The sequence below is a fragment of the Rhodococcus sp. K11/5 genome (genome assembly GCF_055193735.1).
In genome coordinates, this window is the sequence record NZ_CM143721.1 from 3,742,151 (window position 1) to 3,761,474 (window position 19,324).

Genomic DNA, 19,324 nt, shown 5'->3' on the forward strand with positions numbered 1-19,324 from the left:
AGAACTCACATTCGGAAGACACCGAAGTTCGCGGTGCCTTCGATCGGGGCGGAAGCGATGGCCGACAAGCACATCCCCACCACCGTGCGGGTGTCGCGAGGGTCGATGACGCCGTCGTCGTACAGACGTCCGGAGAGGAACATGGGCACGGACTCGGCGTCGATCTGCGCCTCGATCATGGCCCGCATGCCCGCGTCCGCCTCGGCGTCGAACTCCTGACCGCGGGCTTCGGCGGAGGCGCGCGAGACGATGGAGATGACGCCGGCCAACTGCGCTCCGCCCATCACGGCGGACTTGGCGCTGGGCCAGGCGAACAGGAAACGGGGATCGAACGCGCGGCCGCACATGCCGTAGTGACCGGCACCGTACGACGCCCCGAGCAGGATGGAGATGTGCGGGACCGTCGAGTTGGAGACGGCGTTGATCATCATCGCACCGTGCTTGATCATCCCGCCCTCCTCGTATTCCTTGCCCACCATGTAGCCGGTGGTGTTGTGCAGGAACAGCAACGGGGTGTTCGCCCGGTTCGCGAGCTGGATGAACTGGGTGGCCTTCTGCGACTCCTCGCTGAACAGGACACCGCGTGCGTTGGCCAGGATGCCGACCGGGAAACCGTGGAGCTGGGCCCATCCCGTCACCAGGGACGAGCCGTAGAGCGGCTTGAACTCGTCGAAATCGCTGTCGTCGACGATGCGCGCGATCACCTCGCGCGGATCGAACGGCACCTTGAGGTCGGCGGGCACGATGCCCAACAGGTCCTCCTCGTCGAACCGCGGGGGCAACACCTCGGCGCTCGGCTCGGGGCCCTTCTTGGTCCAGTTCAGGCGCGAGACGATGCTTCGGCCGATGCGGATGGCATCGGCCTCGTCCGCGGCGAGGTAGTCGGCCAGCCCGGACGTGCGGGCGTGCATGCGCGCCCCACCGAGTTCCTCGTCGGTGGACTCTTCACCGGTGGCCATCTTGACCAGCGGCGGTCCGGCGAGGAACACCTTGGACCGCTCCTCGATCATCACCACGTGATCGGACATTCCGGGGATGTAGGCGCCACCCGCGGTGGAGTTACCGAACACCAACGCGACGGTGGGGATGCCGGCGGCGGACAGCCGGGTGAGGTCGCGGAAGATGCGACCGCCGGGGATGAACACCTCCTTCTGCGTCGGCAGGTCGGCGCCACCGGACTCGACCAGAGAGATGACCGGGAGACGGTTCTGGAACGCGATGTCGTTGGCGCGCAGCGTCTTGCGGAGCGTCCAGGGGTTGCTGGAACCGCCTCGCACCGTGGGATCGTTCGCGACGATCAGGCACTCGACTCCGCTGACCACGCCGATGCCGATCACCACGGACGCACCGACCGGGAAGTCGCTCCCCCACGCCGCGAGCGGGCACAGTTCGAGGAACGGGGCGTCGGGATCGAGCAGCAGTTCGATCCGCTCGCGTGCGGTCATCTTGCCCCGGTCACGGTGCCGCTGGACGTATTTCGGTCCGCCGCCGCCGATGGCCTTCGCGTGTTCGGTCTCGACCTCGCCGAGCTTGGTGGTCATGGTCGCCGCCGCGGCGAGAAAGGCCTCGTCCCCGGTGTCGACGGTCGATGCGAGCGTGGTCATGCCGTGTACCCCAATCGTTTCGCGGCGAGCGAGGTCAGGATTTCCGTCGTGCCTCCACCGATTCCCAGGATGCGCATGTCGCGGTACTGCCGCTCGACCTCGCTCTCGGCCATGTAGCCGAGGCCACCGAAGAGCTGCACCGCCTGCGAGGCGACCCATTCGCCGGCTTCGACGGCGGTGTTCTTCGCATGGCACACCTCGGCGATGGCGTCGTCCCCGTCCAGGGCGCGATCGACCACCGAATGCGTGTAGACCCGCGCGACGTCGATCTTGCGGTGCATCTCGCTGAGCGTGTTCTGCACGGACTGCCGGGCGATGAGCGGCTTGCCGAACGTGGAGCGATCACGGGTCCACGCCACGGTGAGGTCGAGGCATCGCTGGGCGGAGGCGTACGCCTGCGCGGCGAGGGCCGCTCGCTCGGAGACGAAGGCCTGCGCGATCTGGGCGAACCCCGTGTTCTCGGCGCCGACGAGGTTGGCGACCGGTACCCGAACGTCGGTGAAGGACAGCTCGGCGGTATCCGAGGCACGCCAGCCCATCTTGTCGAGCTTGCGGGAGACCTCGAAACCGGGTGTGCCGCGTTCGATCACCAGCAGGGACACCCCGCCGGCGCCCTCGCCGCCGGTGCGGACCGCGGTCACCACGAAGTCGGCGCGGCACCCCGAGGTGATGTAGGTCTTGGATCCGTTCACCACGAACTCGTCGCCGTCACGCACGGCCCGCGTGGTCAGGTGGCCGACGTCGGAGCCGCCCCCGGGCTCGGTGATCGCGAGCGAGCCGATCTTCTCCCCGCGCAGGGTGGGGCGAACCCATCGCTCCAGATGGTCGGGGTCACCGGCGGCGACCATGTGCGGCAACGCGATTCCGCAGGTGAAGAGCGAGGCGAACAACCCACCCGACGCACCCGCCTCGTGCATCTCCTCGCAGACGACGATGGCGTCGACCATCGAACCGCCCCCACCCCCGACGGATTCGGGGAAGGGAGCCCCGAGCAGCCCCAGTTCCCCCGCCGCGAGGTGCAAACTGCGCGGGATCTCGCCGTCGCGTTCCCACTCGCCGAGGTGCGGCGCGATGTCGCGCTCGACGAACGCGCGCACCGTCTTGCGGAGCGCGGCGCGCTCGTCGTCGTTCCAGGGGTTCATCTCGGACCTTCTTCTCGACGGAGGATGTTCACGGGGATGGGCAGTCGACGCGACCGAAGCCATTCGCCGAGCCCCTTGGCCTGGGGATCGAAGCGTGCCTGCGAGGCGACGCCGTCGCCGAGAATGCCCTCGACCACGAAGTTGACGGCCTTGAGTTCCGGGAACTCGTGGCGACGAACGTCGAGATCGGCGGTCTCGGGGAGCAGGGCGCGGAATTGCGCGATGGTCAGAGCGGCTCGGAGCCAGTCCCATTCGGCGTCCGTACGCACCCAGACGCCCACGTTGGCACTGCCACCCTTGTCGCCGCTGCGCGCCGCCGCGACGGTGCCGAGCGGGGCGAGGACGGTGGCGGCCGGTCTCGGGTCGCCGGATCCCGAGGTGGCGGAGGCGGTCGCCGGGATCGGCTCCGGCTCGTCGGTCGTCACGGCGGGGGCGTCGATCGCCACGCGGGTGCCGTCGGGCAGCACCGCCGTGTGATCGGGAACGGACTGATCGACGTACCCGGCCTCGAAGACGCCGTAGGGCGAGGCCGCGCCGGGCGGAGCGGTGACACAGAAGCCGGGATAGCTCGCGAGAGCCAATTCCACTGCCGCCGAGCTGAATCGGCGTCCGATCCGATCGGGATCGCCGTCGCGGACCACGAGACGCAGCAGTGCGCTGGCGGCTTCCTCGGTATCGGCGTCGGGGTGGTCGGTGCGGGCCAGGGTCCACTCGACCTCGCGCGGCGCGGGGGTCAGGGCATCGTCCATCTGGGCGCGCACCAGCGCCGCCTTGGCCTCGATGTCCAGGCCGGTGAGAACGAAGGTGACGTCGTTTCGGAACCCGCCCAACGAGTTTCGCGAGACCTTGAGGGTCGGCGGCGGGGCTTCGCCGCGGACGCCGTCGATCCGCACGCGGTCGTCGCCGTCCGCCGAGAGCCGGACGGTGTCCAACCGGGCCGTGACGTCGGGTCCGAGGTAGCGCGGCCCGGTGATCTCGTACATCAGCTGGGCGGTCACGGTGCCGACGCTCACGGCGCCGCCGGTGCCGGCGTGCTTGGTGATCACGGAGGACCCGTCGGGCGCGATCTCCGCGATGGGGAAGCCGGGGCGGGACAGGTCCGCGATCTCGGCGAAGAACGAGTAGTTGCCACCGGTGGCCTGGGTGCCGCACTCGATGACGTGGCCGGCCACGACCGCTCCGGCGAGCCGATCGAAGTCCGTTCGCTCCCAACCGAAACGGGAGATCGCGGGGGCGACGACCACGGACGCGTCGGTCACGCGGCCGGTCACCACGACCTGCGCGCCCGCGTCGAGGCAGCGCGCGATGCCGAACGCGCCGAGGTAGGCGTTGGCGGTCAGCGGCGACCCGAGGCCGAGCTCGTCGGCGCGGGGGAGAACGTCGTCGCCCTCGACGTGGGCGACGGAGACGTCGATGCCCAGCCGCGTGGCCAGGGCCCGGATCTCGTCGGCGAGCGCGGCGGGCGCCAGACCGCCGGCGTTGCTCACCAGCGTCACGCCCTTCTCGACGGCGAGACCGAGGCACTCCTCGAGCTGGCGAAGGAAGGTCTTGGCGTAGCCGCGGGTGGGATCCTTCATCCGGTCGCGACCGAGGATGAGCATCGTCAGTTCGGCGAGGTAGTCACCGGTGAGGTAGTCGAGGTCGCCGCCGCTGAGCATCTCGTGCATGGCGGAGAGCCGGTCGCCGTAGAACCCGGAGCAGTTGCCGACGCGGATCGGTGCGGTCATGCGCGCACCGTCCGACCCGCGCCGGGCGTGCCCGCGAAGGCCTGGGCGATGGACAACCACCGGTCGGCGTCGTCGCCCACCGCCGCGAGTTCGGTGTCGTCCCGGTGGACGCGCTGGGTCACCAGGAGGCAGAAGTCGAGCGCCGTCCCCTCGACGCGCTGCTCGGCGTCGGGTGAGCCCCAGGTCCACCGCTCGCCGTTCGGCGCCTCCAGATCGACTAAGAAGTCGACGGCCGGGGGCGGTTCACCGTGCGAGAGGAAGGCGAAGTTGCGGGTGCGCACCCCGAGATGAGCGACGTGGCGAAGGCGCTCGGTCGGCTCTCGGACCACGCCGAGAGCGTCCGCGACGTCCTGGCCGTGCGCCCAGGTTTCCATGATGCGAGCGGTGGCCATCGAGGTCGCGCTCATCGGCGGGCCGAACCACCGCAGTTTCGCGCCGTCCGGCACCTGGGTCAGGGCGTGGGCGAGATCGATGCGCCCGGCGCGCCATCGGTCGAGGAGGGTGCGGGGTGGAAGCGGGGCGAGATCCTCGGCGCCGTGGTCGACGAACCCCGCGACGTCCGCCGCCGCCACGTCGAGGAGGGCATCGAACCCTCGGGTTCCGTCCTCGTCGCCGGCCGCGTCCCGAGCGGTGAGTGCGGCGGCATGGTCGGTCCAGTGCAGGTGAGCGATCTGATGCGCGATCGTCCATCCCGGGGCGGGGGTCGCGGTCGCCCACCGAGCGTCGTCGAGACCGTCGACCAGGGCGTCGAGAGCGTCGCCTTCCGCGGTGAGATCGGCCGACACGGACCGCAGATCTGCCATGGGGACACGGTCCCGGGTGCCTCGGTAAAAAGCAAGCATGCTTGCTTGTTCTCATTTGTGAACGGTAACAAAAACGACCTTTTCACCGATCAAGAGCCCATCACAGTCTCGATCTCTTGTTTACTGTCTCCGAACACGACGGTTCGCTCCCTTACCGCACCTTTCGTCGTCGTCGTGTTCGCCACGCCGACGGTCGTCGTTCTCGCGATCGACCCACTACGGAATCGGATCTGGATATGACGACAGCACGAGACGGACACCCGAACGGCTACCAGTCGACCGCGTTCGACGTCGGCGGTTTCTCCGGCGGATACGGCCCCCGATCGTTCGCAGCGTCGAACCCCGCGTCCCCCACCGAATATTCGCCGCGCGACAACCCACCGCTCACCCCGCCGGACTCCGACGACGAGCCGATGAGCGAGCTCGAGGAGCGCTACGAATGGGTCGTCGGGTTGATGTCCTCGTTCACCGACGAGCGGGTGGTGCGTGCCATCGTCGCCGTGTTCAGCCTGTCCATGGCCGTGTGCGCGACACTCGAGATCCTGTTCGGGTTCGGCGCACGCACCCAGCCCGCCCTCGGTATCCAGATCGCCTCCGCGGTCTTCGCGTTCCTCGCAGCGGTGTGGTGGTCGTTCATCCGATGGCCTCGGCTGCGGCCGACTTTCGTCTTCGTCATACTGTCGGACCTGTTCATCCTGGCCGCCACCGTCACCGCAGACATGCCACCGGAATACGCGGTCGGCAAGCTCGCGTTCTTCGCCGTGCTCGGACTCTTCGCCGGGGTGTTCCTCGACCGGTGGATGCTGGCCGCTCACGTGATCGTGTGCAGCCTGTCGGTCACCGGTGTCGTTGCCTACAACGTCGCCTTCCAGGGTGTGCCGCTGCTCGGTGCCCTCGTGGTGTGGGTTCCGGTCATGTCGTTGGTGCTGGCCATCCCCGCACTGCTCTACCTCTTCGTCCGGTCCACCCGGCTCGACCAGTCCTGAGAACCGACGGTCACTCGTCGATCGAGGACATGTCGCCGTAGCGTGCGCCGGCCACCGCGTCGGCAGGGACGGCCGCGTCGAGCTCGTCCAGGATCTCCGCGGTGATCGCGACGTCGAAGGCCGCGACGTTCTCCTCGAGGTACCGCACGCGCTTGGTGCCCGGGATCGGAACGATGTCGTCGCCCTGCGCCAGCACCCAGGCGAGAGCGAGCTGACCGGGAGTGCAGTCGACCCGTTCCGCGATCTCCCGAATGCGGGCCACCAGTTCGAGGTTGATGGCCAGAGCGTCGCCCTGGAAGCGCGGGAAGTAAGTGGTTCGCCGCCGATCGTCCTCGGCGAGCTCGCCCTCCGAGGTGATGGCTCCGGTCAACAGTCCGCGACCCAACGGCGAGTACGGGACCAGGCCGATGCCCAGCTCGCGCAGCGTCGGCAACACCTCGGCCTCCAGATCGCGGGTGAACAGCGAGTACTCGGTCTGCAGAGCCGTGACGGGGTGCACCGCGTGGGCACGGCGGATGGTGTCGGGCGAGGCCTCGGACAGTCCCAGGTGCGCGACCTTGCCCGCCTCGACGAGTTCCTTCATCGCACCCACGGTGTCCTCGATGGGGACCGACTTGTCGACGCGGTGCTGGTAGTAGAGGTCGATGTGGTCGACGCCCAACCGCCGCAGCGACGCGTCACACGCGGCGTGCACGTACTCCGGCGTGCCGTTGATGCCGACGCGGGAGCCGTCGGGACGGCGTTCGTTGCCGAACTTGGTGGCCAGCACCACGTCCTGACGGCGGCCGGCGATCGCCTCGCCCACCAACTCCTCGTTGACGAACGGCCCGTACATGTCGGCCGTGTCCAGTAAGGACACACCGAGATCGAGCGCCCGCCGGATGGTCGAGATACTGCCGTCGCGATCGGTGTCGCCGTAGAACTCGGACATACCCATGCAGCCGAGTCCGACCGCGGAGACGTCGAGGGCGGAGGTGGTGCCGAGGGTGCGAGAAGTGAGTGTCATGCGTTCCATCGAACACCCTCAGCGGAAGACGGGGAACTTGCGCTTCTTCGCGAGTGCGTCCATGCCGGCCTGGATGGAATCTCGGACCTCCTGGTACTTCGCCTCGACGTACTCGTCGTCGTCCACCAACGACAGATCGGGTTCCACGGTCACCGGCGGCATGAAACGGGTGCGAATCTTCGCCGGTAACGGAATCTGCGGGAGCGCGGCGGGCGCGATCCCCCACGGCAGCGCGATGGCGATGGGGAAGACCTTGAGGCGGGCGATCCGGTCGAGTCGCAGTACCCGCGACACCCGGTCCCCGCGGATCAGCACCGGCATGGCGTCGGCCCCGCCGACCGTCGCGATCGGGACGATCGGCACGCCCGCGCGGATGGCGAGCTTGACGAAGCCGGTGCGGCCACCGAGGGTCGCGACGTCTCGTTCCCGCCACGGCCGAAGCGAATCCTTCTCTCCCCCGGGCCACACGATCACGTCGTGCCCCTCGGCCAGGGCCGTCGCCATCGAATCAGGCGCAGCCGGGAGCACCCCCATCGACCGGAAGACCCGACCGATGAGCGGGAACGCCATCAATGCGTCGTGAGCGGTCCCGTGCAGAATCCGGGACTCACCGAACCTCCGCCACCACTGAGCCCCGACGGTCCAGGCGTCCCACACGAACGGGGCGCCGGTGTGGACGCCGACCAGCAGTACCGGGGCCTCGGGGATGGTCTCCCATCCGTCGATCTCCATGCGGAAGTACTTGTCCACGATCGGGTTCCACAACTTCTCCTGCGTGCGCATGCTGTCGAAGTTCTGATCCTCGAGACTCCAGTCGCCCGCACGCGAGGCCACGATTGCCCCCAGACCGCCGGCCTCGCGCTCGCGCTTCTCCTTCATCGCCAGCCGCGCGGCGGCGGCCGTCCGAGCAGCCTGGTCCTGTTTGTCCAGGTCACGATGGTGTGGGTCGCTCATGGGGCGAACTTAGCGCAGCGGGCGCACCTCGGTAGCGAAGTTCACGAACGACTGTCGACGGACACAGGAGGGGGCGGTTCGCGGGCGCGGTTTTCTGTCGGTGGATCGGGGTACGTTTTCGTCTGTATCGCGGGGGCGGTTCGAGGGTGGGCACCGGGGGGTGAGACGTTGGGCGACAGCAGTATCGGATTCGACAGCGGTATCGGATCCACCACGCTCGGCGACCTGTTCGACGACATCGTCTCGGGAAGCACCGCCGCCAACGCCCAGTTCGCCCGCAGCGTCCAGGCGTCGGTGCGGTACGTCGAGGCCGCAGAGCAGCGGCCCCGCGTACTCGCTCCGGGCGCCTGCTTCGACGCCGAGGCCGCGGGGAAGAGCGCGGTCGCCGAGATCGCCGCGCGGTTGGCCGTTCCCGGCTCGACGGTCGACGAGTGGCTCTTTCTCTACCGCACCGCCCGTCCCGCGATCCGGGACGCGTTCGACGCGGGCCGGCTGCCGTACAACAAGTTCCGCACCCTGTGCCGCACCCTCGCCACGGTCCCGCGCGTCACCGACGACCTTCTGGCGCTCATCCTCGCCGCCGCCGGTCGATGCACCCAGAATTCGCTGACCGCCGCGATCGATCGGATCATCGCCGAGTTCGACGCAGAGTGGCATCGCCGCGCCCGGGAACGGGCCGCGGCCGAACGCACCGTGACGGTCCGGAAGCTCGCGCGGGGACAGGCCGAGCTGACGCTGAGGGGGCCGCAGGAGAGGATCGCGGCGATGGCGACGTCGATCGTCGACGTGGGACGCAACCTGTGCGCGACGGACCCGCGAGCGGTCGGGGCGCGGTTGTTCGACGCCGCGCACAGCCTTCTCACCGGAACGCCCTTCGGGTGCGACTGCACCACCGAGACCATCCCCGACGACACCGACCCCGATCCTCGGTGCACCTACCGCGCCCCGGACACATCGAACGCACCGACGAGGATGGCCTACATCGTGATCGACGCGGAGACGGCCGCGGGTCTCGCCGGAGAACCCGGCTACCTCGACGGGTGGGGACGTATCCCCGCCGACACCGCCCGCGCGCTCGCCGAGGACGCCACGTGGCAGGCGATCATCGCGGAGGCGCGGCGATCGGCACACCAGAACTCGAGCTGCCCGACGTGCTCGGACAACGACGCGATACCACCGGTTCCGACGCCCTCGCCCGAGGTCCGCCGGGGTCGTCGCCTGCCCGCCGGGTGGACACCGACCGACCCCGGCGCCACCCGAGACACCAGGCGCGCCGAGTACCACCGGATGCGCGCGGCCCTGGACCGACTACGGGAGATGGCCGCGACCACCCCGGAACTGCTCGACTCGGACCGCGCCCGCACCGACGGCCACGGTGGATACGACGCGCCGCCACCCGGCGCGACCACCTACACCCCGTCCGACGCGCTGCGCATCTCGGTGACGGCACGGTACGCAGCGTGCGTACATCCGGGATGCAGTGTGCCCAGCGCCGAGTGCGACCTCGACCATGCCGTTCCGTTCGACCACCGGAACCCGGTGGCCGGGGGATGGACCGTGCTCGACAACCTCGAACCGCTGTGCCGTCACCATCACGGGCTGAAGACCCGCAAGCAGTGGACCTACCGCATCCTGGATCACGGCATCATCCACATCCGAGACCCGCACGGACGTCACTACTTCACGGCACCCGACGGGTGACCACCTCAGATTCCCAGGACCGCCCTGGCGATGAGGAAGTACACCAGCAGACCGGTGGCGTCGACGAACGTGGTGATGAAGGGGTTGGAGAACACCGCGGGATCGGTGCCGATCGCGCGGGCCAACAGCGGCATCGCGCCGCCCACGGTCGCGGCCATCGTGCACACGGCCAGCAACGTGAGACCGATGACGGCCCCGAACGACACGTCGTAGATCAGCGATGCCGGCACGAAGGCCACCGTTCCCAACAACAGCCCCAGCGAGACCCCCACGCGCAGTTCTCGAAGCAGGACTTTCGCCAGATCTCGCGGTTCCACGTCGTTCAGGGCCAGCGCGCGGGTCACCGTGGTCGCCGCTTGGTTGCCGGTATTTCCGCCGGTACCGATGAGCAGGGGGACGAACAGGGCCAGCGTCACCACCTGCGCGAGCGTGTCCTCGAAGACCTCGAGCACCTGGACGGTGAGCGTGGCGCCGATCGCCAGAACCAGCAGCCAGACCACGCGGGCGCGGACGATGCTGCGAACGGGCGTCGCCAGGTAGGGCTGCCGCAACGGTTCGGTTCCACCGATGCGCGCCTGATCCTCGGTTTCCGCCGTCTCGAGGATGCGCAGGGCGTCGTCGACGGTGAGGATCCCCACGAGCCGTCTCTCGCTGTCCACCACGGGCAGCGCCAGCAACTTTCGATCCGCGCACGTTCGCGCGGCCGATTCGCTGTCCTCGGTCGCGGTCGCCCAGTGAGGTTCCTCCATCACGTCCGCCACCGTGGATCCGTGCGGGGCCCGGAGCAGACGGTCGAGTCCTGCGACCCCCACCAGAACCCGCTCGCCGTCGGTGACCGGCACCGTGTAGATCGTCTCCGCGTCGTCGACTCGGCGCAGAGTGCGGGCGATCGCGCGCGAGGTCGACATGTCCGGGTGCACCGTGACGAACTCCGGGCTCATCCGCCGACCGATCGAGCCGCGCGGATATCCGAGGATGCCGGCGGTGAGGTCGCGCTCGTGCGCGGGCAGACCGTGCATGAGCTTGTTGGCGACGGTCGCGGGGAGCTCGTCGAGCAGTTCGACGCGATCGTCGGGATCGAGATCGGCGAACAGCGTCGCGACGTCGTCGTCCTTCAGCCCGGTCACCAGGTCGCGCTGCAGACTCGCGTCCAGGTCCTCGAACACCGCCAGCGCCTTGGTCTTCGGCAGCAGGCGGTAGAGCACCGCGCGGTCGGTGACGTCCAACCGTTCGAGCGCCGCGACGATCTGCACCACCGACAGCGGGTCGAGCAGAGCGGTGAGCGCGGCCAGATCGGGGCCGTCCAGCGCGTCCTCGAGGTCGCGGAAGGTGGTGGGCGTCGGAGTCGTCACCGTGCGAACCTATCCCGCGTACTGCCCCGGACCACGATCTCCCACTCGGCGTTCGCGAGGACCTCGTCCGACCCGAGGACGAACCTCGCGGCACTGCGACCCTGTTCGTGGAGCGACTGTGCGACGGTCGTCAGACCCGCACCCGACGCCTCGTCGGTGTCGTCCCAGCCGACGATCGACAGATCCGTCGGCACGGCGATCCCGCGTTCTCGCGCGACCGACAGCGCCCCGAGCGCCACCTCGTCGCTCATGGCCAGGACGGCGTCGGGGCGGAACGCGTCGAGAGTCTCGGCCATCGCCCGCACCCCCTCGGATCGGTAGCTGCTCTCCACGAACACCACCGGCGTGCGGCTCCAGTCGAGTCCGGCCCCGATCACCGCGTCCCGATACCCCTCTAGCCGATTCCGGGTGACCGGAAAGGTCGCGGCCGCCGGGTCGGGTCCGTGCACCGTGGACCGAATCCGGCGCCGATCGTTCGGAAAGGACAGCACGAGCGGGCGCCGAGCGCCGACCAGGGCGTGGGCCGCCACGGCCGCCGCGGCGGCCACGTCGTCGATCGCGACGAGTTCGGCACCGTCGTGGCGAGGGCCGCCCTGCACCACCACCGGCGTACCGGTCCCCACGACCGCGTCGAGCACGGGGTCGTCCACGACGGTGGTCCACAGGATGTACCCGTCCACCTGCGCATCCAGAATGCGAGCGACGTCCTGCCCGTCGCGTCGGTTCGGCAGGAGCACCAGGCCGGTGTCGGTGTCGAGGCACGCGTCGGCGATGCCGGAGAGAAAGCGTCGGGCCTGGGGATCGTCGAAGGCGTAGGTGAGGCGTTCGGTGAGGACGACGCCGAGGTTGTTGGTGCGCCCGCTGCGCAGGGACTGCGCACCTCGGTGCGGGCCGGTGTAGTTCAGCCGGGCGGCGGCGTCCCGGACGCGCCGCCGGGTCTCGTCCGACACCCGATCCGGCTTGCCGAAGGCGTAGGACACGCTCATCACCGAGACGCCGGCTTCGGCCGCCACGTCGGCCATGGTCGTGCGAGCCTCGCGAGTCACAGGCCCCACCCTAACCTGTGTATCGTTACACGACATGACCACGACCGCACCGACGACCACCGACGGGCGGCAGCGCACCCTGCCGCTCCTGGTGCTCGCGGCCACCGCGTTCATCTACGTCACCGCCGAGACGCTGCCGGTCGGCCTGCTGCCGGAGATGTCGCGCGATCTCGGGGTCGGCGAATCCGCCATCGGACTGCTGCTGACCTTCTACGCGTACGCCGTCGCCCTCGTCACGCTGCCGCTGATGCGTGTGGTCGGGACGTGGGATCGTCGCCGCGTCGTGATCGTGACCGCCGCGTCGCTCGCGGTGTCGCTGCTGCTGTCGGCGGTCGCGGTGAACTACGCGATGGTGGTCGTCGCTCGCCTCGTCGGCGCCGCGACGCACGGGGTGTTCTGGGCGGTCGTCGCCCCGGTCGCCGCGTCACTGGCCGCCCCCGGCAAGCAGGGCAAGGCGATCGCCCTCGTCTACGCGGGAACCTCGCTGGCCCTGGTCGCCGGCAATCCGCTGACGGCCGCCCTGGGCCAGTGGCTCGGCTGGCGCACGGCCGCCGCCATCCTCGGCGTGGTTGCGCTCGCCGTCACCCTCGCGCTCACCAGGCTTCTTCCCGCCCTCCCGGTACGCGCGCCGTCGCCGTCCGCTCCCGCGCCGCGTCGGCGAATCGACCCGATCCTGGTGGGTCTGTGCGCGGTCACGTTCCTGGCCGTCCTCGGCCACTTCACCGGCTACACCTATTTCTCCCTGATCGTCGGCCAGACGCTGGGCGGCGGCGGATCGACGCTCTCGGCCATGCTGTTCGTCTACGGACTCGCGGGTGTCGTGGGCATCTGGATCATCGGCCGCGTGTACGACCGCCGACCGTGGCAGTCGACGATCGTGGTGCTGGCCACCGTCGGCGCGGCGCTGGTCCTCACGCTGCTGGCCCGCACGGCCGGACCCGGCACCGGGCTCGGCGTTCTCGCGATCGCCTCGATCGCCCTGTGGGGACTGGCCTTCACCACCATCCCGGTGTGCGTGCAGTCCGCGGTGCTGAACTCGGCCCGGCGTCGACGCGGACCGGCCGCCGCCGACCACGCGTCCGCCGTCTACGTCGTGACGTTCCAGGTGGCCATCGCGTCGGGCGCGCTCCTGGGCGGCGTGGTGATCGACGCGTCGGGCGTGCCCGTACTGCTCACGGTGACCCTCGGGCTGGTGCTCGCCGCGCTGGCCGTGGTGCTGGGCCTGCGCCGAGCGTTCACGAACTAGCTGTCGCGCATCCGTTCCCGCACCTCTTTCAGGGTGCGCGGGACGATCCCCGCATCGCGGCGCGCGCGACGCCGCGAGACGATCACCCCCGTGATCGCGACCGCCCAGACCACGTACTGCACGGTCCAGGCCACGCGGAACGCCTCGAAGGTGTAGCCGCCCATCGCGTTCATGATCAGACCCATCGACTGCATGACGATCAGCGCCGCGAGGAACCCGCCGATGTTCACCATGCCCTGCGCCGTGCCGAGAGCGACGCTGGGATTGAAGGTGCGGGCGTAGTCGAACCCGATCACCGAACCTGGTCCGCCGATCGAGATCACCACGACGAGAAGGAACAGCAGCCACGTCGGCGCGGGCCCGGGCAGCGCCAGCACGATCGTCCACATGATCGCGTTGCTCACCATGATCGCGAGCACCATCCACGACCGGCGCATCGGGTAGCGGCCGGTGAGCGTGCCGATCACGATGCCCGCGAGGATGGCCGTCACCACCGAGACGGTCAGCAGCACACCGACCATGGACGACGACTGCCCCTGCGCGGAGGTCAGGTACGGCACACCCCAGATCAACGTGAAGACGGTGATCGAGAACTGCGTGCCCATGTGCGAGAAGAAGCCGAGCCGAGTGCCCGGTCGGCGCCACACCACGGCGATCTGCCGACCGGTCTCGCGCAGCGTGACCTTCTCCGTGGGGCGGGGAGTGTCGTCCGGCGAGTTCCGCACGGCCGCCAGCGCGGCCACGGCGATCAGCACTCCCGCCGACGCGGCCGAGGCGAACGCCACCGTCCACCCCGGCCCGTGCAGCAGCGCGAGGAACGGCAACGCCGACAGCACCTGGCCGGTCTGGCCGAGAATGCCGGTCAACTGCGAGAGCAGCGGAACCCGGCGCGGGCCGAACCACTGCGGAACGAGACGGAGCACCGAGATGAAGGTGAGGGCGTCACCCACGCCGACGACGACGCGGGCCGCGATCGCAAGCGGCAGCGATTCGGTGAAGGCCAGGGCCACCTGACCCGACGCCATCACCAGCGCCCCCGTCACGATCATGGCCCGCGAACCTACCCGGTCGAGGATCACGCCCGCCGGGATCTGCATGCTCGCGTAGACCACGACCTGCAGGACGACGAACAACGACAGCATCGACGGGGTCGCACCGAACCGGTCCACCGCATCGGGCCCGGCGACACCGAAGGACGTGCGATGCAGGACGCCCACCGCGTAGGCCAGGACGCCGACGGTCCACACGATCCACGCACGCATGGCGGACATCATCCCAGTAATGTCGTGCGCCATGACGCCCGACTCCGTGACCGACGGCAATGATCTGCCCATCCTGGTTCTCAACGGGCCGAACCTGAACATGCTCGGAACCCGGCAGCCCGAGGTCTACGGTCACGACCGGCTCGAGGACGTGATCGAGCTGTGCCGGACCACGGCGGAAACCTTCGGCCGAACGGTGCGCGCGGAGCAGTCCAACCACGAGGGGCAGCTGATCGACTGGATCCACGAGGCTCGCGGCACGGTGGCGGGCATCGTGATCAACCCCGGCGGTCTCACCCACACCTCGGTCGCGCTGCGCGACGCGCTGGTGATCCCGGAGGTGCCCATCGTCGAGGTCCACCTCAGCAACGTGCACTCCCGCGAGGAGTTCCGGCACCACAGCTACGTCTCCCCCGTCGCCACGGGCGTGATCGCCGGTCTCGGAATCCGCGGCTACGCCTTCGCGGTCCAGGCCCTGTGCGAGCAGCTCGCGTGACCGCCCCGCTCGCGGCCACCCCGCTCCTGCCCCCGCCGGCGTCGAACGAGGGGTTCACCACCGACCGCCCGGTACGGGCGGGCGACGTGGACACCGCCAACCGGCTGCGCTACGACTCCATCGCGCGGTACCTCCAGGACATCGGCTCCGACAACCTCGACGCGTCGGGACTGGCGCAGACGGATCCGTTCTGGATCGTGCGCCGCACCGTCGTCGACGTGATCCGGCCGTCCGTGTGGCCCGAGCGCGTGACGCTGCACCGCTGGTGCTCCGGCCTGTCGAGCCGGTGGTCCAACATGCGCGTGCGCATCACCGGGGACAAGGGCGCCCACATCGAGACCGAGGGCTTCTGGATCAACATGTCCATGGAGAGCGGAATGCCCACGCGAATCTCGGACGACGGCGTCGCCCTGCTCACGCGCACCACGGACGAGCACCGCCTCAAGTGGAAGCCGTGGCTGCGCGACCCCGCGCCGGAACCGTCGTCCACCGATCTCCCGTTCCCGTTGCGCATCACCGACGTCGACGCCCTCGACCACGTGAACAACGCCGCGTACTGGCAGGCCGTCGAGGAGGTCCTCGATCACGGCTCCCTCGGCGATCTCACCGCGGGACCGCACCGTGCGGTCATCGAGTACGTCGCGCCGATCACCAAGTCGGAGAACGTAGTGTTGCGCTGGCGCCGTGAGGACGTCGACGGTTCCCCCGCCGTCATCATCTGGTTCGTGGTGAACGACACCGTGCGCACCGTCGCGATGGTTCTCGCGCGGAGCTGAGCTCACCAGGCCAGGTTCGGTTGCTCCTCGAGCAGGGACGCCCCGGCGTCCTGCGGCGCGAGAACCTCGACGCCGAACAGCCGTTCCAGCACCGCCGCTTCCGGTTCCCCGAGCCCGGGTGCCCACCGCGCCGCTCGGCGCACCGCACGCCACGACCGGAAGATCACCGACTCGCCCGACGGCCACCGCACGTCGATGCGCCCGACGCCGGCGGGTCCGGTCCGGTTGCCGAGCTCGCGCAGCGCTCCGTCGGCGAACACGACGCGCCCGGTGACCTCGACTCCGAACCGACTGCGCGACACCGACTCCGGCGTCCCGACGTGTACCCGCGAGTCCTCGATCCCCAGTGCCGCCACGGTCTCGGCCGCATCGACCCCGTCGATCCACACCGCGACGTCTCCGTAGCCGAGGATCGAGCCGAGGGTCACCAACAGCGACGCCGGAGTGTGCCCGGCGGTGTGGACGTGCGCCACCAGATCCGGTACCGCGTACCGCACTCCGTGCGTCCTCGCGAACGGATCGGTGACGAGCCGTGCCATGGCCAACGCCTCGGCGTTCTTCGCGGCGCGCTGATCGGCGTCGGACCGACCTGCCCAATCCGGGCCGTCGTGCCAGGCGACGGCGTCCGGGACGTGGGCGAGCACCGCACCGGCCAGGTACGCCCGGTTCGCCAACTCCCAGTCCTCGCCGCCGTACTGCACGAACGATTCGTCGAACCCGCCGATCTCCTCGAACAGTGCACGGGTACAGCACATCACGGCACTGATCACGTGGCGGTAGGACCGCCAGTCCGCGTCCAGCAGATCCCGCGAACCTCGGTACGCGTCGAGCAGCCACCGGGGTTCGGGGAGAATCTGCGGTTCCGGCCCCGTCAGATCCGCATGCCGGCGGCGGCCCACCGTCACCGCGTCGGGCACGAGGGACGGCAGCCGCGTGATCCGTTCGACGTAGTCCGGTTCCGGGACGGTGTCCGCATCGAGGAAACACAGCACGTCCCCGCGGGCGGCGCGGGCACCGAGATTGCGGGCCGCCGCCGCCCGGAACCCGCGATCGTCCTGGCGCACGACCGTGACGTCGAGGGCGGCATCGACGCACGGTCGGTGCGGGGACCCGTCGTCGGCGATCACCACCTGCAGTCGGTCGAGCGGATGGGTCTGCGCCTCGAGCGCGCGCAGAAGCATCGAGAGCTGCTGCGGCTGTTCGTAGTACGGGACGATCACCGTGACCGTCGGGGGGTCGACAGACGCGTCGGGAACGAGGTCCCAGCGGTTCCCGGGGACCGCGAACCGGCCGCCCGGAAGTGCGATCACCTCGCCGGTCACGTCACGAGACGTTCGTAGGCGACCGTGTGCAACCGCGCGACCTCGGCGAGCGTCGGGTGCGCTGTGGCGCCGGGCGACAACCAGGTCGACGCCGGATCCGCGAGAGCGCGCGCGAGGGCGGCCGGAAGGTCGTCCTCGTCGTACAGCGTCACGGTTCCCGGTGAGCGTCGGTCGAATTCGCGGGTGTACGAACCCGCCACCACCAGCGGCCGGCGGCCGTGCTCGATCCACGTGTTGATCGACCCGGACGCGGACATGTGCCGGTGGTGCGCGACGGGAACGGCGATGTCGCCGAGCCGCGTCGGCAGATCGGCGTCGTCGAGGTAGCCGGTGATGCGGAACGACGTTCCGGCGTGATGCGCCGTCCGCGCCAGCTCGTCCACCAGATCGTCGTGGCCCGGCGACGGGGTACCCAGGGCCACCAGCTCCGCGCCCACCGGCAGCGCCCGCAGCACCTCGAGGTGCCCCTTGCCGGGGTAGAGGAACCCGAGCACGCCCACCGTCCCGACCTCCGCGGGACGGGGCGTACTCGGGCGGGCGTCCACGGGGAGCGGGATGGTCTCGATCGCGCCGGGCTCGATTCCCGCGTCGTGCAACAACGTCCGCTCGTGGTCGCTGCTCACGATCACCAGATCGGCCGCCGCGACCACACGCCGATAGCATTCCACCCGGGCCGCAGCGGACCGGCCGTCCGACGGTTGAGGCAGGTCGTGCAGCGTGACCACGAACCTCGCGCGCGCCCGACGCACACCGGCCGCGATGCTCTCCACGGCCGATGCGGCAACGGAGGCGGGCGAGCCGAACAACCGGTCCGTCACGTGCAGATGGACGACATCCGCACTGCCGACGACGATCTCGTCCACCGCGGACGCCGCCCGGACCTCGACTCCGGTGAGAGCCCCCGCCACCCGGGTGGCGCACTGCACCACGCCGTGCCGCTCCGGCCCGACGATCAGGTACGTCACCCTCACGAGGCCGCCCCCAGGAGTTCGAGGGTGGCCGCGTGCCGTTCGAGCCCGGCCCCGACGAACTCGGGATGCTCGGCGTACCAGCGCATCTGGGTGCGGTGGACCTCGTCCGTGGAGACCCCGGTGTCCCCCACGGTCCACTCGGTGCGAGGCGCGGAGTCGAGCGCGAGAGCGTCGATCACCCGCGCGTCGAGCGGGGTGTGCACCGCGTTCAGCAACACCCGTCCGGGATCACTCGGGGCTCCGGGCGTCTCCGCCGCGGCCAGGATCCGCACGGCGAGATCGTGCAGCACCCCGTTGCCGGGGTGGTTGATCGTGTGGCAGGCGGCGGCGCCGTGATCGCGGATCACGTCCGAGATCACGACGTCGCAGTCCCTGCCCTCCCTCCGGGCGAGCTCCGCCACGCTCGCGTCGGCGTTGGCCCGGATACCGGACGCGTCGACCTCGACGTCCCACGGCGCGTCGGGATCGGCCCCGCGGGACGCGGCGAGAAGGGTGCGCAGATCGTGGTACGGCACCGCGGCGGGCGTCGCCGACGGCTCGCTCGGGTGTCGCACGATCACCTGGAACGGGTAGAGGCCGGAGTAGCGGAACACCGGCCACCGGATGACCGTCGCCCCCGAGGTGCGCGACCGGACCTCGTCCGTGCCGAGAGGGAGGTCGCGGTAGCCGTCGCGCACGGGTTGCGACAGGACCACGGCCGCACGGGCCAGCAGCCGATCGAGGTGCGGAACGTCGGACGCGGAGAGCTCGTGCACCGGCGGCATCCGCACGGTGGTGAACGGCGCGTCGGCGACGGAATCGAGCATCACCCGCAGCGCCTCGGCCTGACAGTTGCCGTGGACGAGCCACAGGGGGCGATCGTCCGGCTCGTTCAGACCGTAGAAGGTGCCGTAGTGCCGGGTCCTGCCGTCTGGCTCCATGGCAGTCAAC

General features: G+C 69.9%; 17 protein-coding genes. 5 read left to right on the forward strand and 12 right to left on the reverse strand.

Going from position 1 to position 19,324, the window contains the following annotated elements:
* Positions 1-5 precede the first annotated feature (5 nt).
* Genes ACY466_RS17365 through ACY466_RS17380 form a run of 4 tightly spaced genes read right to left on the reverse strand, consistent with a single transcriptional unit; the run spans position 6 to position 5,276 of the window.
* Complete coding sequence (locus ACY466_RS17365) at positions 6-1,604, reverse strand: acyl-CoA carboxylase subunit beta (RefSeq protein WP_463246968.1); 1,599 nt, start codon at positions 1,602-1,604, stop codon at positions 6-8.
* Positions 1,601-2,746 carry an acyl-CoA dehydrogenase family protein gene (locus tag ACY466_RS17370; RefSeq protein WP_463246971.1) on the reverse strand — a complete coding sequence of 382 codons (1,146 nt, stop codon included), beginning with the start codon at positions 2,744-2,746 and terminating at the stop codon, positions 1,601-1,603. The genes ACY466_RS17365 and ACY466_RS17370 overlap by 4 nt, the downstream gene beginning before the upstream one ends.
* Entirely contained in the window at positions 2,743-4,473 is a 1,731-nt protein-coding gene (locus tag ACY466_RS17375) for an acyclic terpene utilization AtuA family protein (RefSeq protein WP_463246973.1), read from the reverse strand. The genes ACY466_RS17370 and ACY466_RS17375 overlap by 4 nt, the downstream gene beginning before the upstream one ends.
* A complete protein-coding gene (locus ACY466_RS17380; RefSeq protein WP_463246975.1) occupies positions 4,470-5,276 on the reverse strand; it encodes a TIGR03084 family metal-binding protein in 807 nt (268 codons plus the stop codon). Before ACY466_RS17380 ends, ACY466_RS17375 begins: the two co-directional genes overlap by 4 nt.
* Before the next feature lie 236 nt (positions 5,277-5,512).
* Between ACY466_RS17380 and ACY466_RS17385 the strand changes: the two genes are divergently transcribed.
* Positions 5,513-6,262, forward strand: a complete 750-nt coding sequence (locus ACY466_RS17385) for a giguanylate cyclase (RefSeq protein WP_463246978.1) — start codon at positions 5,513-5,515, stop codon at positions 6,260-6,262.
* A gap of 10 nt (positions 6,263-6,272) precedes the next feature.
* On the opposite strand, the gene ACY466_RS17390 is transcribed toward ACY466_RS17385, so the two are convergent.
* Entirely contained in the window at positions 6,273-7,268 is a 996-nt protein-coding gene (locus ACY466_RS17390) for an aldo/keto reductase (RefSeq protein ID WP_463246980.1), read from the reverse strand.
* An 18-nt stretch (positions 7,269-7,286) separates the two neighbouring features.
* Entirely contained in the window at positions 7,287-8,222 is a 936-nt protein-coding gene (locus ACY466_RS17395; RefSeq protein WP_463246983.1) for a lysophospholipid acyltransferase family protein, read from the reverse strand.
* 168 nt (positions 8,223-8,390) lie between these two features.
* Here ACY466_RS17395 and ACY466_RS17400 point away from each other — a divergent pair, with 168 nt between their 5' ends.
* On the forward strand, positions 8,391-9,923 hold the full coding sequence (locus ACY466_RS17400; RefSeq protein WP_463246986.1) for an HNH endonuclease signature motif containing protein: 1,533 nt from the start codon (positions 8,391-8,393) through the stop codon (positions 9,921-9,923).
* Positions 9,924-9,928: 5 nt separating this feature from the next.
* On the opposite strand, the gene mgtE is transcribed toward ACY466_RS17400, so the two are convergent.
* Both mgtE and ACY466_RS17410 read right to left on the reverse strand, forming a co-directional pair.
* Positions 9,929-11,275, reverse strand: coding sequence for a magnesium transporter (mgtE, locus tag ACY466_RS17405; protein ID WP_463246988.1), 1,347 nt, complete (start codon positions 11,273-11,275; stop codon positions 9,929-9,931).
* Positions 11,272-12,321, reverse strand: coding sequence for a LacI family DNA-binding transcriptional regulator (locus ACY466_RS17410; RefSeq protein ID WP_463246991.1), 1,050 nt, complete (start codon positions 12,319-12,321; stop codon positions 11,272-11,274). The genes mgtE and ACY466_RS17410 overlap by 4 nt, the downstream gene beginning before the upstream one ends.
* Positions 12,322-12,355: 34 nt before the next feature.
* Between ACY466_RS17410 and ACY466_RS17415 the strand changes: the two genes are divergently transcribed.
* Positions 12,356-13,567: an MFS transporter gene (locus tag ACY466_RS17415; RefSeq protein WP_463246993.1), complete on the forward strand. Its 1,212-nt coding sequence runs from the start codon at positions 12,356-12,358 to the stop codon at positions 13,565-13,567.
* Here the strand turns inward: ACY466_RS17415 and ACY466_RS17420 are convergent.
* Positions 13,564-14,841, reverse strand: coding sequence for an MFS transporter (locus tag ACY466_RS17420; RefSeq protein ID WP_463252337.1), 1,278 nt, complete (start codon positions 14,839-14,841; stop codon positions 13,564-13,566). The genes ACY466_RS17415 and ACY466_RS17420 overlap by 4 nt on opposite strands.
* 19 nt (positions 14,842-14,860) lie before the next feature.
* Between ACY466_RS17420 and aroQ the strand changes: the two genes are divergently transcribed.
* On the forward strand, positions 14,861-15,325 hold the full coding sequence (gene aroQ, locus ACY466_RS17425) for a type II 3-dehydroquinate dehydratase (protein ID WP_463246995.1): 465 nt from the start codon (positions 14,861-14,863) through the stop codon (positions 15,323-15,325).
* A complete protein-coding gene (locus ACY466_RS17430) occupies positions 15,322-16,101 on the forward strand; it encodes an acyl-[acyl-carrier-protein] thioesterase (protein WP_463246997.1) in 780 nt (259 codons plus the stop codon). Before aroQ ends, ACY466_RS17430 begins: the two co-directional genes overlap by 4 nt.
* 2 nt (positions 16,102-16,103) lie before the next feature.
* Here ACY466_RS17430 and ACY466_RS17435 read toward each other — a convergent pair whose 3' ends face one another.
* Genes ACY466_RS17435 through ACY466_RS17445 form a run of 3 tightly spaced genes read right to left on the reverse strand, consistent with a single transcriptional unit; the run spans position 16,104 to position 19,314 of the window.
* Entirely contained in the window at positions 16,104-17,423 is a 1,320-nt protein-coding gene (locus ACY466_RS17435) for a glycosyltransferase family 2 protein (RefSeq protein WP_463246999.1), read from the reverse strand.
* Positions 17,420-18,394, reverse strand: a complete 975-nt coding sequence (locus tag ACY466_RS17440) for a glycosyltransferase (protein ID WP_463247002.1) — start codon at positions 18,392-18,394, stop codon at positions 17,420-17,422. The genes ACY466_RS17435 and ACY466_RS17440 overlap by 4 nt, the downstream gene beginning before the upstream one ends.
* On the reverse strand, positions 18,391-19,314 hold the full coding sequence (locus ACY466_RS17445) for a WcbI family polysaccharide biosynthesis putative acetyltransferase (protein WP_463247003.1): 924 nt from the start codon (positions 19,312-19,314) through the stop codon (positions 18,391-18,393). The genes ACY466_RS17440 and ACY466_RS17445 overlap by 4 nt, the downstream gene beginning before the upstream one ends.
* Positions 19,315-19,324 lie beyond the last annotated feature (10 nt).